Below are 15502 nucleotides of genomic sequence, written 5' to 3'. Positions count from 1 at the left end.
CCCTTCTATACAACCGCATAGTGCAAGAGCCCGCTTTGACTGACGTTTCTTCTTCCCATTTCTCAGCGTTAGCGCTGCCCGACGCTCTGCTGAATAACCTTGCCAGCCTTGAATACCGAACAATGACGCCGGTGCAGCAGCAAAGCCTGCCAGAAATCATTGCGGGTAAGGATGTGATTGCCAAAGCCAAAACCGGCAGTGGCAAAACCGCTGCTTTTTCTATCGGCCTGATACTGAAAATAAACCAGCGGCATTTTGGTTGTCAGGCACTGGTCATGTGCCCAACCCGGGAGCTGGCAACTCAGGTTGCACAGGAAATTCGCAGGCTGGCTCGCTATCAGCAAAATATAAAAGTGGTAACGCTCTGCGGCGGGCAGCCCATAGGCCCACAAATTGGTTCGCTGGAACATGGCGCTCATGTGGTGGTCGGAACCCCCGGCCGTATTCAGGATCACCTCCGCAAAGGCACCCTTGAGTTGGACAGCGTTAGCACACTGGTGCTTGATGAAGCAGACCGAATGCTGGATATGGGCTTTATTGATGCCATTGAGCAAATCATTGAGCACATTCCAGAACAGCGCCAGACATTGCTATTCTCTGCCACCTATCCAAAAGGCATACGATCATTAAGTCAGCAGTTCCAAAAGGCGCCGGTAGAAGTGTCTGTAGAAACCAGTGAAAGCCATGACAGTATTGAGCAGCGCTTTTATCAGGCAGAAGACAAATCCGACATGCTGATAAAGCTTCTATCTCACTACGAACCGGGTTCAGCGGTCATTTTCTGCAACACCAAGCAGGCCTGTAAAGATGTCGGCTCCGATTTGTACGAGGCAGGTTACAAACCCGTGATTCTGCATGGCGATCTGGAGCAAAGAGAGCGCGACCAAATGCTCGTACGGTTTTCCAACCAAAGCTCTACCTTATTGATTGCGACTGATGTTGCCGCACGAGGCTTGGATATTGAGAACCTGCCCGCTGTTATTAACTATGATCTCAGCCGTGACTCTCAGATTCATGTCCATCGTGTCGGCAGAACTGGTCGTGCTGGTCGACAGGGTTTGGCTCTAAGCATCTACACCGCAAAAGAACAGTACAAACTGGACAAGCTCAGCGATTACCTGAAAACCGCTTTGACCTACGGGAACCCGGCAGAACTGGGCAACAACAAGCCACCGAAAGCAGCACCTATGGTCACGCTGGCCGTTGATGGTGGTCGTAAACACAAAGTGCGCCCAGGTGATATTCTGGGCGCATTGACGGGAGAAGGCGGCATCCCCGGAGATCAGGTGGGTAAAATCAACGTCTATGATTTTGTGACCTATGTCGCGGTGACTAGAGACATTGCCAAATCCGCCCTGAGCCGTCTGGAGCAGGGGAAAATCAAGGGAAGGAAGTTCAAAGTACGCCGCCTTTAAGGTAAGGCTAAGGCTTAAGTCGACTCAAATCTCTAAATAGTTGCTAAAGAAGGGAACTCTTTAGCTCTTTGTTACTCCAATATGTAATTGTTTAATCGCATGAAGCATAAGGAGTAGAGTCATGCAGCCAGTACCAGTATCAAGCCAACGATTACCGCTCGGTAATCTATCTACAAACAACTTACAGGGTCGAAAGAGTCCAGCTTCTAACGGCTCGGCACATCAAACTTTGCTCAACGACATTCAGAGTAAAAAGGCCAAATCTCTTGATGGCTCATTAGTAAAGCCCAAGCTGCTTCAAGAAAACCAACCACCGCAGGGGCAAACCCCTCAAGCTCTCCAAACTAGAAATATTAAACCGGCAGCACCCGGGCCAGACTCTGTCGGTAATAGAGACATACCCCCCACCGCGACGGATCCTCTGTCCGAGCAAAAACCACTGGGGAATGGAATGGAGCAACTCCAAAGGGCACAGGATGCCTTCACAGCCCACGCTCAACTCACCGTGTGCAAAGATGCAATTGAGTCCTTAGAAATGTATGTGGCCGTTTGCAAGCAACCATATACGAATACTGCTGCTCTATTGGAGGCTCTGCAAAAAATCGACCTCCCACCCAATGCAAAAAAAACCAAGCTAAACGTTAATCTTCAGGAAGGTGTAGATACGTTAAAGCACCTTCCCAGCATCTCACTGATACCAATCGACAAAGCGAATCTTGGGAAGTTTACCTGTAAAGAAGTGCTGGAAAAATACACACTGGCGTTTCATGGTATGAAACAGTGGCAGCAAGAAAACAGACATTTAGGCTCTCTCGACGAAGCGCTGGCCAAACTTAATTCTTCACTCGAAGCATTGATAGGTATCCAGAAAAGGATTAATGAAGAGTACAGAAAGAAAAATCCTTCTAACGGACCACCGGTCTCACAGCTGGAAATGCGTTACAATGAACACACACAAAAAGGAGTATCCATTAACGGACGAGTGGATAACTCAGTGCTCGAAGCCGGCGCAGAGGATATTGGTCAAAAACCGCCTCAACCAGAGGCGGAAAACCAACAGCAAGCTCAGCCTCCGCAACCTGCCAACCAAGTTGCCGAAGCCGACTAAAACGGAAACTCAGCTCATGTAGAATAAAGCTGCCAGATAATTACACTAATGGCAGCTCTAGCCGTACTCTCAAACCTTCACCCCTATTTTCGAGATAAATTTCACCGCCGTGGTTACGCACAATATTTCTGGCAATGGCGAGGCCAAGCCCCACACCACCTGTATCACGATTACGTGACCCCTCAAGACGGAAAAAAGGAACAAACACCTGCTCCACCATCTCTTCAGGAATACCGGGACCATGATCATCAATCACTACAGAAGCAAAGTGTTGACCGGACCGCACCGTATGCTCGAGACATACCTCCACCCGCCGGCCATATTTGACACCATTCTCAATCAGATTTCTCAACGCCCGTTTTAAGCTCACAGGCCGACAGCGGATCACGGTTTCCAAACTGTCTTCATAACCCACTGCCAACCCCACTTCTTCAAGATCATCGCAGAGGCTTCCCACCATGGCATTGAGATCAACGGTTCGAGTTACTTCGTTATCAGAAGCCTGTCGCATAAATGCCAACGTCGCTTCCGACATCTGCTGCATTTCTTCCAACGTTGCCAATAACTGATCCCGATCACGGCTTTCGGGCATCAGCTCCACTCTGAGCCGCATTGTAGTAATTGGTGTGCGAAGATCATGGGACAATGCCGCCAGCATCCGTGTACGGTCTGAAACAAAACGCTGCAATCGGTCATTCATCTGATTAAAAGCACGGATGGTTTCTTTTACATCCGCCGGCCCTGTCTCAGGTAACGGTTCGACCTGTTCACCCAGCCCAAGCTGTATTGATGCTTTGGATAGCATGCGCAGAGGACGGGTAATCCGCCGCACCATAATAGCCAGCGCAAACAGAACCAGAATGGTGGCGATGATCAAAAAAACCACGGTTTGTTTCGCCACCAAAGGCGGCGCCGCGGGTGATTTTGCCTTCAGGTTTAGCCACAGATTATTTCTCATCTGTACCGAAATCTGAAGACTGGTCACCACCGGTGGCTTCCAGCCATCTCGATGGTAGCGGCGTTTGCTGTCATCATCGTGAGGGTTACGTTTTTGATGGTTTTTCTTTTGGTCGTCCTGCCAGAACGGATTACACCGATCGCCAACACAGGGGGCTTTTGGTTTCCACTTGTTGTGAGAGTCTGAGAACGCCCTTGAGGTATCCACTTTAATCCAGATTCTGTCTTTGTAATCAGTGCCCAGAAGATCCTGTAAGCGCCGAACCAGCGCCTGATCCCTGCCATTCATCCTCATTCCTGACAGTTCGCTGCGATCATCCACAGAAAACCAGACCGTCTTGGTTCTGGCAGCCGCAAGAATGGCTGGGTAATCGGTCATTGGATTGTTTTCCAGCAACCAGACTAACGATTCGATCTGTTGAAACTGTGACCGCTGGCTGATATCGGACAACGCCGTGCGATAAGCGTTCCCCAAAATAATAAAGCTCACCGCCTGAGCAATCATCAATGCAGCCAGAACCACCACGACCATCTGGGCTACCAGACTGGTGCGTAGCTTTTTAAAGAGTCCCCTACTCATCCTAAAGGGCTTCATCAAACGTCTCATTTCACTTCTTCAGTAAACATATAACCACCACCCCAGACGGTTTTGATTAATGTGGGCATTTTCGGATCTTTCTCAATTTTTTTCCGCAACCGGCTGATCTGGTTATCAATACTTCGATCAAAAGGCAGCGCGTCTCTGCCTTTGGTTAAATCCATCAGCTGATCACGATTCAATACCTGTCGTGAATGTTCCAGAAACACTTTCAACAGGCGAAACTCGGCGGCACTCAGTGGCACTAACAATCCATCTTCCCGGGTCAGCTGATGCTGGTGAATATCCAACTTCCAGCCTGGAAACTCCATTTCAGAGGACTTATTGTCTGCTTCAGACTTGTCCGTCACATGCTCCAATCTGCGCAACACTGCTTTGATTCTGGCTAACAGCTCCCTGGGGCTGAACGGTTTGGTCACATAATCATCCGCGCCCATTTCCAGCCCAACAATGGTGTCTGCCTCTTCACTCATGGCGGTGAGCATAATCACCGGCGGGCCACTCACCTCTCGCAGATAACGGCACAGGGAAAGACCATCTTCACCGGGCATCATGATGTCCAACACCACCAGATCAATGGTTTGTGCAGCCAGAACCTCCCGCATGCCCTCACCGCCGTCTGCCAGAGAGACCTGATAACCATGTTGATCCAAGTATCGACCCAGCAAGTCACGGATCTCATTGTGATCATCCACCACCAGAATGTGTTTTTTCATGGCGTTTCACACCACCTGCATTAATGATGCTTTCATTATACGAGGGAAATGCTGCCGGTTTGGATACCCCGGGACGTATTGATACAAATTGCGACAAACTCCGGGGGCTCAGGGACAATTCTGCGAAATTCATGGTTTTAAATGAACACAACGAAACGGCATTCAAGCCAAAAAGGAGAGAAACCATGAAAAAGACAACCTTGATCGCTGCAGCACTGGCTACTGTATTCACCACCTCTTCTGCCTTTGCCTGGTTTGGTGACGATAATGGCGGCAACGATGGCGGTAAAGGTCGCTGCATGGGTGGCGATCGCAAAGGTCATTTTATGAAAGGTGAGCGAGGCAAGCACGGCAAGCGTGGAAACTTCAAAGAACACATGGATCGCGAGTTTACCGCTGAAGAAATCCGCACACTGAACGAAGCTCGCCTGATTATGCAAGGCAATGACAATGTTCAGTTAGGTGAAGTAACCGCGACGGATAATGGCTACAAAGTAACCATCGTGACCAAAGATAACTCCCTGGTTAAGGAGATGGAACTGGCGAAAAACGGCATGCCTTTAGAACGTTACGAAGCCATCAAGGCGCGCATGGAAGCTAAAGATAAAAACTAACAAGCTCCCAATAATCAGCCCGGCTCAAACACCGGGCTGTTCTTCAACCCCGCTCATCAACAATCAGCTGATCATCTTTCGCCAGCGTTTCCACTCGTTGAGTTTCCCCTCTCAAGCGAGTTACCGATTTAATGGATTTTTCCAACGCCTCGGTATCCACTTGATCATTAGACTCATACAACAGTGTAAGCCTATCTTTACCCTCCTCATGGCTAATACTAAACTGCGCTTTGATAATGCCATGATGACGCTGAACGATAGTGGTCACCTGATTAGGATGCACAAACAAACCTCGAACCTTGGTAGACATATCCGTACGACCAAGCCAGCCACGAATCCGGGAATTGGTTCGACCGCAGTCACTTGAACCTTCAGCCACGGCAGAAAGGTCACCGGTCGCAAAGCGAATCATCGGGTATTCCGGGTTGAAGCTGGTGACTACCACTTCACCGATACCACCTTCTGGCACCACTTCACAAGTGTCAGGATTCAGAATTTCCAGAATAATATCTTCCGCAACCACCATCCCCGCACTGCCATGACTCTCATAGGCAATTAACCCAAGATCCGCCGTTGCGTAACACTGAAAGCACTGAATACCCCGGCACTGAAAGTAACTTCTCAGGCTTTCTGGCAGTGCTTCCCCCGACACCATGGCGTGAGTAAACGACAATTCCTGACCTTTTTCGTCCGCTTTCTCTAACAACGTTTTTAAGAAAGAAGGGGTTCCACAGTAACCGGTGGGCTTCAGAGAATCGATCACTTGCAACTGTAATTCCGTTTGCCCTGTGCCGGCAGGAATCACCGCACAACCACAAGCCCGGGCACCGGAATCCATAATAAAGCCACCGGGGCTTAAGTGATAAGACAGTGTATTATGGACAATATCCCCCGCCCGGAACCCAGCAGCATAGAAAGCCTGCCCCATTCGCCACCAATCATCACCTTTACCTTCAGGCTCCTGAATAGGCCCGGGAGACTGAAACAAACGAGCGACCGCACCTGGATCAACACCATTTAAACCACCAAAAGGTGGGTGGCCTGCCTGAAAGCGAATCAAATCAGCCTTCCGGGTAACGGGCAGGCTGGCAAGGTCCTCACGACACTGAATACTGGCGGCATTCACATTCTGCAATAACTGCTGATAGTAGACGCTGTCCGTTTTTGCACGAGACAGTGTTTCCCGGAGCTCGCCAAACAAATAGCGTTCCCGCTCGGCTGGATTCATCACCTCTTTTATGGAAAAACAATTCTCAGTGCTCATGGGCGTTCCTTTTTTAGAGCCAGCGTTTACGACGCTTGTAGGATTTCAGGTTCTTAAAGCTGCGACTGCTTTCATTCCCCCCAAGATAAAATTCCTTCACATCCTGGTTGTTCAACAACTCTTCCCGAGTACCGTCCAATACCACTTTGCCAGATTCCATGATGTAGCCATAACTGGCATTTTTCAGAGCAAAATTGGCATTCTGTTCCACCAGCAACATGGTAATACCCTGCTCCCGGTTGATTTTTTCGATGATGCCAAAGACTTCTTTTACCAACAGCGGCGATAACCCCATTGACGGCTCATCCAGCAGAATCATTTTTGGATTAGCCATTAATGCACGACCAATCGCCAGCATTTGCTGCTCACCTCCTGATAAATAACCCGCAAGGCCACTTCGCTCTTTCAGCCTTGGAAAATAGGTATAAACCCGATCAATCTCATCACGGATATTCTTCTGACTTCGGGTATATGCCCCAAGCCTTAGGTTTTCTTCACAGGTCATGTCTTCAACAATACGACGACCTTCCATAACCTGAAAGATGCCAGAACGCACGATATCCTCGGCATTCTTACGATCAATCCGCTCACCCATAAACCGGATTTCACCATTGCTGACTTCACCATCTTCTGATTTCAGTAACCCAGAGATCGCTTTCAGGGTGGTGGATTTTCCGGCGCCATTTGGGCCAAGCAACGTAACAATTTGACCTTCCGGTACATCAAGACTGACGCCACGCAAGACCAGAATCACCTCGTCGTAAATCACTTCGACATTATTGATGCTGAGCAATGGCTCGGCAGATTCTATTTTCAGGGCTTCCATAAGACCCCCATGGATCAACAGCTGAATTTCGTGATAGGTCGGCAAGCTAATAATGTTGTCGACCATTTACCGTATCGAAAACGTCACAAAATAACTTCCACATGTAGCCAGAGCCGTTATCCGTTTACCGTTATCCGTAAAAGCCTGGCTACTTGTGCTTTTGCGGATAACGGCAAACGGAAAACGCTTTTCTGAGCAGTGCAGTTATTAAGAGACAGTCTCCTAGGAGCCTGACCGAGAATAGGTTGCCCTACTGTGGTGGCAGTAAATTGGTCTAAAAACTCTGTTTTGTTCAGCAAATAGCACCACTATTCACTTCACAAAACAGAGTTTTTATCCTCAACTTTCTACCATCCTCGCTACGGGCGCTATTCTCGGTCAGCCTCCTAGTAACCCAACCAGTCTTCACGACGAGGCAGAGTTACCTGTGATAATTGCTTCACAGCGATATCTCCCTGATTCCATTTTGCCTGATAGATCTTCACGGAATTCAAACCACGATGGTCGTCTGCCGCCCAACTGGCTGGCAGGCAAACACCGTCAAGCCCTTCAGGAATCCAATCCTGTTTGGCATACATGCCCTGCTTAATATTTGCACCAGTGATGCCACCATTTTCCTCAGCCCATTTCATGGCTTCTGCCATATACAGGGTCGAGCAAACGCCTCGGATGTAATGGTGCGTCTGGAAACTCTCATCACGGTTAGCCGCCTTGGCAATATCTTTCACCATTTTCAGGTTCTCGACATCGTCATTCCAGAACGGTGTCAGCGCGGGGAAGACATAGTTATCAATCCCTTCACCAGCCGCTTTGAAGGTCAGCATATCGCCGCCCCAGATATTGGACATAAACTGAATATCGGTGCCCACGGTATTACAGGATTTAATCAGAGAAACCACTGAGCCACCGAGATTGGCTACATAACCATACTGCGCACCGGTAGTTTTGATCGACAAACATTGCGCTTTAAAGTCGCCAGGTTTCATAGAGACCACTACCGGCGGTTTCACATCAAAGCCCAGCTCTTCAGCGTACTCTGCACAGGCAGCTTTAGGTGCATTTGGATAAGGGTGGTTATCGCCGATGTGAACAAAGCCCGGCTTACCGGTTTCTCCTTTACCTTGCCAGTCTTCTTTTGCCCATTGCACTAATGCACGACAAGTGTCGGAATACGAAGCGCCGTAGAAGAAGTTATAGGGGGCTGCTTTTTTGGTTTTCGGGTTTTTCTTCTGCGGGTCCGTCAGGTGGCCTGAGTAAGAAGCCGAATACACCGGAATTTCATCTTTGACGATGAAGGAAATCAACGCTTCTGTATCTGCCGTACCCCAACCCTGCATGGCAACCATATTTTTACGGGATTTCCATTTTTTATAGTTGCTGATGGCCTGAGGAACTTTATAAGCATAATCCACTGTCTCCGTCTCAATCATGGTGCCATTAATGCCACCCTGAAGATTAATCCACGACAATGTGTCTTTAATACCATCAGCATAATACTTACCCACAAAGGCTGTTGGGCCCGAGTAATCTGCCAGGTGGCCGACAAAGACGGTTTCTTTGGCCGTCGCACTGAACGACAATGCAGCGATAGCCAGCCCGGGAAGGACTTTTTTACAGAGAGTCTTTAGCATGAGTTGTCTCCTTATTATTATTTTTGACATCTACTATACCCATTGGATTTCAAGGTGCTACTAGGCGACAAGTGAGCGAAGCCCCGTGAGCCTACAATTAGTAGGTGATCGGGGTGAGCGAACGCTGACAACAACGTAGCACCTTGAAAGGCGATGGGTATACATTAATACGCGAAGGGGTAAAACTTCCAATACGCCTTAATCTGCCGCCAGCGATGAGCCAATCCCTGAGGTTCAAATACCAGGAAAAGGATAATCACCAGCCCCACCGCCATTTCTTTGAAATAGGCCATACTCTCCGCCACACTGCCAGCAGGTAGCAGACCAGTGCCAGCTATCAGGGCAACCACCGATTCCAATACTTCTGGCAACAGTACAATAAAAATAGTACCCAGCAAGGCGCCAAACACTGAACCCAAGCCTCCGATAATGATCATTGCCAGAAACTGAATAGACATCATCAGCGTAAAACCTTCTGCGGAAACGTAGCCCAAGTAATGACCGTAAAGAGCACCGCCAATACCTGCAAAAAAGGACGAAATACCAAAGGACAGCAATCGATACCAATTCAGGTTTATCCCCATTATTTCTGCAGAAAGGTAGTGATCACGGACCGCCACAAATGCCCGCCCATCACGGCTGCGCATCAGATTGGTTCCCCAGAGGTACATAAACACCAAGGCAAACAGTGCGATGTAAAAGAAGGACTGATCTGAATCCAGGGTATAACCAAATAATGAGACCGGCTCGGCAGCAGCGCCATAGGAACCACCAGAAAACCACCCTGCCCGGGCGAAAAAATCTTCAATAATAAACTGCGCTGCCAGAGTAGCGATGGCCAGATAAAGACCTTTAATACGGGCTGCTGGTGAGCCGAAAATCATACCAACGACCATGGTCAACCAACCCGCCAGAGGAATGGCCAGCCATACCGGAATCCCAAATTCATTATTCAGCCAGGCAGAAGCAAAGGCACCAAACCCGAAGAAAGCACCGTGACCAAGGGATATCTGGCCGGTAAAGCCCACCAATATGTTCAAACCCAGAGCAGCGATGCCCAGATAAGCCACCTGAATAAAGAGTGTCAGGAAGTAAGCGTCCAGAACCAATGGCGCAAAGCAAAGCGCTATTATGGTTGCCACCACCAGCCAACGAATGGTGCTGGTTTCAAAGATCTGATTATCGGCTTTGTAGCTGGTTCGAAAATCGCCACAGGGTCGCATGGAAAGAGAAATCATTATTTTAACGTCCTTTTTCCCGAATTTAGATTCGCTCGATATTTTTAGTACCAAACAAACCATAAGGCTTGATGGTCAGAATAATCAGCAGGATATAAAACGGTGCAATGGTGTATAGGTTGCCAATATGCAGGTATTGACTGTCGATAAACTCTGCAAGGTTTTCCAACACACCAATAATCACACCACCGACAACACCGCCCACAATGGAGTCCAGCCCACCAAGAATGACCGCCGGAAACACTTTAATACCAATAAACGACAATGCGTCAGATACACCATTCACCATTCCGATGACAATGCCTGCAGTGGCAGACACCATGGCAGAGATTGCCCAACTGGCAGCAAAGACTTTGGAAACGGAAATGCCCAAGCTGCTGGCCACTTGCTGATCAAACGCGGTGGCACGCATCGCTAAACCAAGCCTTGAATAACGGAAGAACCAATAAAAGCCCACCATCATGACCACGGAGAAGATCAGGCTGAGAATATAAGCCAACTCAATGTTCAACCCGGCAATAGTGATTGTGCTGGTTTCAAACACTTGCGGATAACTTTCAGCGGACACTCCAAAAATCCATTTCATCAATGATTGGAAAAACATGGAAAGCCCAATAGTCACCATGATGACTGAGATGATGGGTTCGCCTATCATTGGTCTGAGAAATACCGCCTGTATTATGATGCCGAACACCGTCATAAAGCCGAGAGTTAACAAAAACCCGATATAAAAAGGGAGGTCCAACCAAACCAGTGTCGCCCAGCAAACCCACGCGCCGATCAATAGAAACTCACCCTGCGCAAAGTTCACCACCTGAGTGGATTTATAAATCAACACAAAGCACATGGCGATCACGCCATAGAGCAGGCCAACAATCAGACCATTCACTGTGAGCTGCAGTAGAAGTTCCGTATTCATAATGCTTCCTCCAGTGCTTTGCTGGCCAGATCTTTGCTTGATTGCTTTTTGTCAGCATATTGCTCAGTGGGTACCGGTATATCATCGCCAAGATTAATGACATCCAGTGTCGTTTGAATGCGACTTTTACTGCCATCCTGAAAGGTAATGACTGTATCCACCTCTACTTGCTCATCACCTTTGTAGAGTGCATTGATAATATCTGCATACTTTTCGGCAACCACGCTCCGGCGAACCTTCCGGGTTCGTGTCAGCTCACCATCGTCGGCATCCAACTCTTTGTAGAGCAACAGGAATCGTTTGATTTGCTGACTTTCCGGTAACCCTTCATTCACCTGTTCCATGGCCTGCTGGAGCAGAGTTTGTATTTCTGGCTGCGAAGAAAGATTCGTATAGTTGGTAAATGCAATGCCACGGGCTTCCGCCCATTTAGACACAATGCTGTATCGGATGCAGAGCAGAGCCGTCAGGTAGGGGCGTTCATTGCCAAGGATCACCGCTTCTGCAATGTAAGGAGAAAACTTCAGCCGGTTCTCAATATTTTGAGGCGAAAAACGTATCTGGGTCGATGTTTGAGCCAGATCTTTTACTCGATCAACCACCACCAAATGGCCACTGTCTTTTATATAGCCAGCATCACCGGTATACATCCAACCATCTCGAACGTCATCATGGAATGCCTGATCGTTTTTATGGTAACCAGTGAACATACCAGAGGTGCGAGCGACAATTTCACCCAACCCATTTTCATCCGGCTGCTCGATACGCAATTCACTGTTATCAAAAGGGATACCAACGGATTCGTAATCAATATCCTCACCGTTGTGAATCGTATAGGCGCCCGCCAGCTCAGTCTGACCATACAGCTGCTTCAGCGGTACGCCCATGGCATGAAACAGTTTGAACGTATCCGGGCCCATAGCCGCACCACCGGTAGCAGCTGACGTCAGGTTTGAAAAACCTAATCTGTCCCGAAGGGCACCCATCAAAACCCAGTCGGCTAACTTTGATTTCCGCCCCTGTTCTCTGGCTTTCAATGCCCGGTCTAAACCAAACTTGAATAGCTTTTGTTTCAAAGGCTGAGCATCCATCATCCTTGCATGAATTTCTGCTGCCAGATTTTCCCAAACCCTCGGCGCCAGCAACACAAACTCAGGCCCGATCTCCCGAAGATCGGACATCATGGTTTCCTGAGTTTCGACAAAATTGATCACCTGTCGCTGAATCAATGCCTGACCAACGGCGTATACCTGTTCCATCACCCAGGGCAGTGGTAAAACGGAGACATAATTATTGCCTGGCTTTTTAGGGTCGGCTCGAAGATAAGCGGCACAATGATCAAGAAATGGCCCGGAGTGATGTTTCGCCAGTTTTGGTCTGGAGGTTGTGCCTGATGTAGTACAAAGGATGGAAAGGTTATCACCATGGGTGCTTTCAACCATGCTGGTGTATAGCTCTGGTTGTTGACCGTCCAGCTCCCGCCCCAGTTGATACACCTTTTCAATATCAATCAATCGATCATCGTCGTATTTGCGCATACCCCGTGGGTCGCAGTAAACAATATGACGAACCGTTGGAATTCGATCCTCCAGCTCCAGAAGTTTGTCGCACTGCTCTTCATCTTCTGCGATCACTACTGCTGACTCAGAAAATGTCAGCAGATATTCTGTCTCTTCATGAAGTGAATCTTGATAAACACCCAGGGAATATCCGTGGAGAGCATGGGCAGCCACTTCACCCCAAATCCACTCTGGTCGGTTGTCGCCTAATAATGCGATCACTTCTCCAGTATCCACCCCCAGTGACCTTAATCCGAGTGTTAGCCACTTAACCCGATTGTGGTAATCCTGCCAGGTAAATACCTGCCAAATGCCATACTCTTTCTCGCGCATGGCCACATCATCGCCATAGTGTTCAGCGTTCCAGGCGAGAAGTTTTGGAAAAGTGTCGTAGATATTGATATCTGGAAAACTCATACCGCAGCCTCCAATAAGTCATCCTCTTCTCCAAGGTAGGCTCTGCGCACGTGTTCGTTATCAATCACTTCTTCCGGCAGCCCTTCGGCGATTTTGCTGCCAAAATCCAGCACCATAACCCGATTGGAGATACCCATGACCACACTCATATCATGTTCAATCATCACCACCGTCATCCCCCACTCTTCATTCAAGTCGAGGATGTAACGCGCCATATCTTCTTTTTCTTCCTGATTCATACCGGCCATGGGTTCATCCAGCAGAATCATGTCAGGCTTCAATGCAATGGCTCTCGCCAGCTCTACCCGTTTTCTCAAACCGTAGGAAAGCGTGCCCGTTTGCTTTTTGCGGATATGGGCAATTTCCAGAAAATCGATAATTTCTTCTACTGTTCGACGATGCTCAAGCTCTTCTTTCTGAGCGCCGGAAAACCAATACAGCGGTCCTGACGCAAAATTATTTTTAAGCAGATGGTGTCGTCCAACCAGAATGTTTTCCAGTACCGACATGTGACTGAATAATGCAAGATTCTGGAAAGTCCTTCCCAGCCCCAGAGATGAGCGCTGATTCGGCTTCATCCGGGTAATTTCCTGCTGTTTAAATGAAATGGAACCCTGCTGCGGCTGATAACGTCCGGAGATACAATTCAGCATGGACGTTTTGCCAGCACCGTTAGGTCCGATGATGGAGTAAACGTCGCCTTTATTCACAGTAAAACTGACGTCAGTGAGCGCCTTTACGCCACCAAACGCGAGATCAATCTGCTTGACCTCAAGAAGTGGTTTCATACCCATTGCCTTCCTATTTTATTTTTATTCTTGGATTTTTATTGTTTGGCAATTTGTCTGTTTAGCTCAGTTTTCAACCTACCATGAAGTTTACGTAAACGTAAATCTATTACACACTCCTATTCTCAAGATTTGCAGCGGAATTCACTATAAGACCAACGTCTAATATCTTATTAAACTAATTCCATACAGTGATTCAGGTGTATCTGGAAAAGGTTTGTTTTCAGGGCTCACAGGAATAACTCGATGAGATAAAAAAGCATATTTTGCCTGCTTTGACCTCTTCCATCACCCTAATTCATAGCAGGAAAATACCAGCACCAATAAATAGGGCAACCAGCCAGAAAACAGAAAGTTTCATGCCTCTAAGCAGGAAGGCGCCAATCAGTACCAATGCCATTTCCAAGCCAGAGTGCACCGCCGAAATAAACACCGGCGAATATAATGCCGACAGCAATAGTCCGACCACTGACGCATTAATTCCTGCAACGGCTCCCGCTATTTTTGCTCTGCCAGCCAACGCTTGCCAGGCAGGCAAGACACCAATAACCAAAAGAAAACCCGGTAGAAAAATCGCCAATGTGGCAACAATCGCCCCCAGCACAGGTGAAGATTCCGAAACAAAATAGCCAAGATAAGTGGCCAGGGTAAACATCGGCCCAGGTACTGCCTGGGCAGCCGCATAGCCTGTTAGAAAAGTGTCCGTGCTGATCAAACCTTCTGTTGTACTTTGCAACAGTGGTAGTACAACATGGCCTCCACCAAACACCATACTGCCCGCCTGGAAGAAATCACTGATCACTCTCGCCATTGGTGAGAAACTGACAAGGAAAGGCAAACCCACCAGTAAAACCGCAAAGAGAACCAAGGGCCAGATAACAAACCGTGCTTTCTGTTGACTGTCACTGTCACCGGGTAACCAGTAATAGCCGATCATTGCGGCAACAATGAGTATCGCCATTTGAATGACAACGCCAGGGAATAACAAAAGCAGCGCAGCACTAATCACACAGAGACCAATGGTCAGCTGACTTTTACAAAAAGAGCGGAACATCTGTAACGTAGCATCGGCAACCACAACCACGGCTAATAATTTAAGGCCGGCAATCAGCCCCTGATACCAGTCAGCGCTTAAGAAAAGCTGGCTGCTCATAGCCACCAAAAGAAGAATGGCAAAGGATGGCAAGGTAAAACCAACAAAGGCTGCCAGCCCACCCAGCAGGCCTGCCCGTTGATAGCCAAGGGCGAAACCCACCTGACTGGAGCCTGGGCCCGGTAAAAACTGACTGAGGGCAATCAATTGGGAATATTCTACATCCGTCAGCCATTTTTTCTTCTCAACAAAGTTGGTTCGAAAATAGCCAAGGTGAGCTGCTGGCCCACCAAAACTGGTCCAGCCCAGCAAAAAGAATTGCCAGAAAATATTGAGTAGTTTATTCACACACACTGCCC

At 48.3% G+C, this 15502-nt stretch carries 13 protein-coding genes; 3 read left to right on the top strand and 10 right to left on the bottom strand.

Features of this window, described 5'->3' with window-relative positions:
* Positions 1-35 precede the first annotated feature (35 nt).
* Both dbpA and Q1B11_RS13415 read left to right on the top strand, forming a co-directional pair.
* Positions 36-1415, top strand: a complete 1380-nt coding sequence (gene dbpA / locus Q1B11_RS13420; RefSeq protein WP_299733532.1) for an ATP-dependent RNA helicase DbpA — start codon at positions 36-38, stop codon at positions 1413-1415.
* Positions 1416-1536: 121 nt separating this feature from the next.
* A complete protein-coding gene (locus Q1B11_RS13415) occupies positions 1537-2523 on the top strand; it encodes a hypothetical protein (protein ID WP_299733530.1) in 987 nt (328 codons plus the stop codon).
* Between the two features lie 40 nt (positions 2524-2563).
* Here Q1B11_RS13415 and Q1B11_RS13410 read toward each other — a convergent pair whose 3' ends face one another.
* Positions 2564-4060: an ATP-binding protein gene (locus tag Q1B11_RS13410; protein ID WP_299733527.1), complete on the bottom strand. Its 1497-nt coding sequence runs from the start codon at positions 4058-4060 to the stop codon at positions 2564-2566.
* A 23-nt stretch (positions 4061-4083) separates the two neighbouring features.
* Positions 4084-4794: a response regulator gene (locus tag Q1B11_RS13405; protein WP_299733525.1), complete on the bottom strand. Its 711-nt coding sequence runs from the start codon at positions 4792-4794 to the stop codon at positions 4084-4086.
* Between the two features lie 185 nt (positions 4795-4979).
* Between Q1B11_RS13405 and Q1B11_RS13400 the strand changes: the two genes are divergently transcribed.
* Positions 4980-5408: a hypothetical protein gene (locus Q1B11_RS13400; RefSeq protein WP_299733523.1), complete on the top strand. Its 429-nt coding sequence runs from the start codon at positions 4980-4982 to the stop codon at positions 5406-5408.
* Positions 5409-5451: 43 nt separating this feature from the next.
* Here Q1B11_RS13400 and Q1B11_RS13395 read toward each other — a convergent pair whose 3' ends face one another.
* The 8 genes from Q1B11_RS13395 to chrA all read right to left on the bottom strand — a co-directional run bounded on the left by Q1B11_RS13395 (position 5452) and on the right by chrA (position 15491).
* Positions 5452-6672, bottom strand: coding sequence for an AMP-binding protein (locus Q1B11_RS13395; RefSeq protein WP_299733521.1), 1221 nt, complete (start codon positions 6670-6672; stop codon positions 5452-5454).
* Positions 6673-6685: 13 nt separating this feature from the next.
* Positions 6686-7498, bottom strand: a complete 813-nt coding sequence (locus tag Q1B11_RS13390) for an ABC transporter ATP-binding protein (protein ID WP_095210308.1) — start codon at positions 7496-7498, stop codon at positions 6686-6688.
* 386 nt (positions 7499-7884) lie between these two features.
* Positions 7885-9129 carry an ABC transporter substrate-binding protein gene (locus Q1B11_RS13385; RefSeq protein ID WP_299733517.1) on the bottom strand — a complete coding sequence of 415 codons (1245 nt, stop codon included), beginning with the start codon at positions 9127-9129 and terminating at the stop codon, positions 7885-7887.
* 164 nt (positions 9130-9293) lie between these two features.
* The gene (locus Q1B11_RS13380; RefSeq protein ID WP_299733515.1) at positions 9294-10367 is read right to left on the bottom strand and encodes a branched-chain amino acid ABC transporter permease; all 1074 of its coding nucleotides are present in this window, start codon (positions 10365-10367) and stop codon (positions 9294-9296) included.
* 25 nt (positions 10368-10392) lie between these two features.
* Positions 10393-11286 carry a branched-chain amino acid ABC transporter permease gene (locus Q1B11_RS13375; RefSeq protein ID WP_299733513.1) on the bottom strand — a complete coding sequence of 298 codons (894 nt, stop codon included), beginning with the start codon at positions 11284-11286 and terminating at the stop codon, positions 10393-10395.
* A complete protein-coding gene (locus Q1B11_RS13370; protein ID WP_299733511.1) occupies positions 11283-13262 on the bottom strand; it encodes a long-chain fatty acid--CoA ligase in 1980 nt (659 codons plus the stop codon). The genes Q1B11_RS13375 and Q1B11_RS13370 overlap by 4 nt, the downstream gene beginning before the upstream one ends.
* Positions 13259-14050: an ABC transporter ATP-binding protein gene (locus Q1B11_RS13365; protein WP_067583517.1), complete on the bottom strand. Its 792-nt coding sequence runs from the start codon at positions 14048-14050 to the stop codon at positions 13259-13261. The genes Q1B11_RS13370 and Q1B11_RS13365 overlap by 4 nt, the downstream gene beginning before the upstream one ends.
* A 298-nt stretch (positions 14051-14348) precedes the next feature.
* Positions 14349-15491, bottom strand: a complete 1143-nt coding sequence (chrA, locus tag Q1B11_RS13360) for a chromate efflux transporter (protein WP_299733508.1) — start codon at positions 15489-15491, stop codon at positions 14349-14351.
* Positions 15492-15502: the final 11 nt, after the last annotated feature.

Origin of the sequence: uncultured Endozoicomonas sp., assembly GCF_947495845.1 — a bacterium.
Lineage (GTDB): Bacteria > Pseudomonadota > Gammaproteobacteria > Pseudomonadales > Endozoicomonadaceae > Endozoicomonas.
This window is presented reverse-complemented; position numbering and strand designations above follow the sequence as displayed.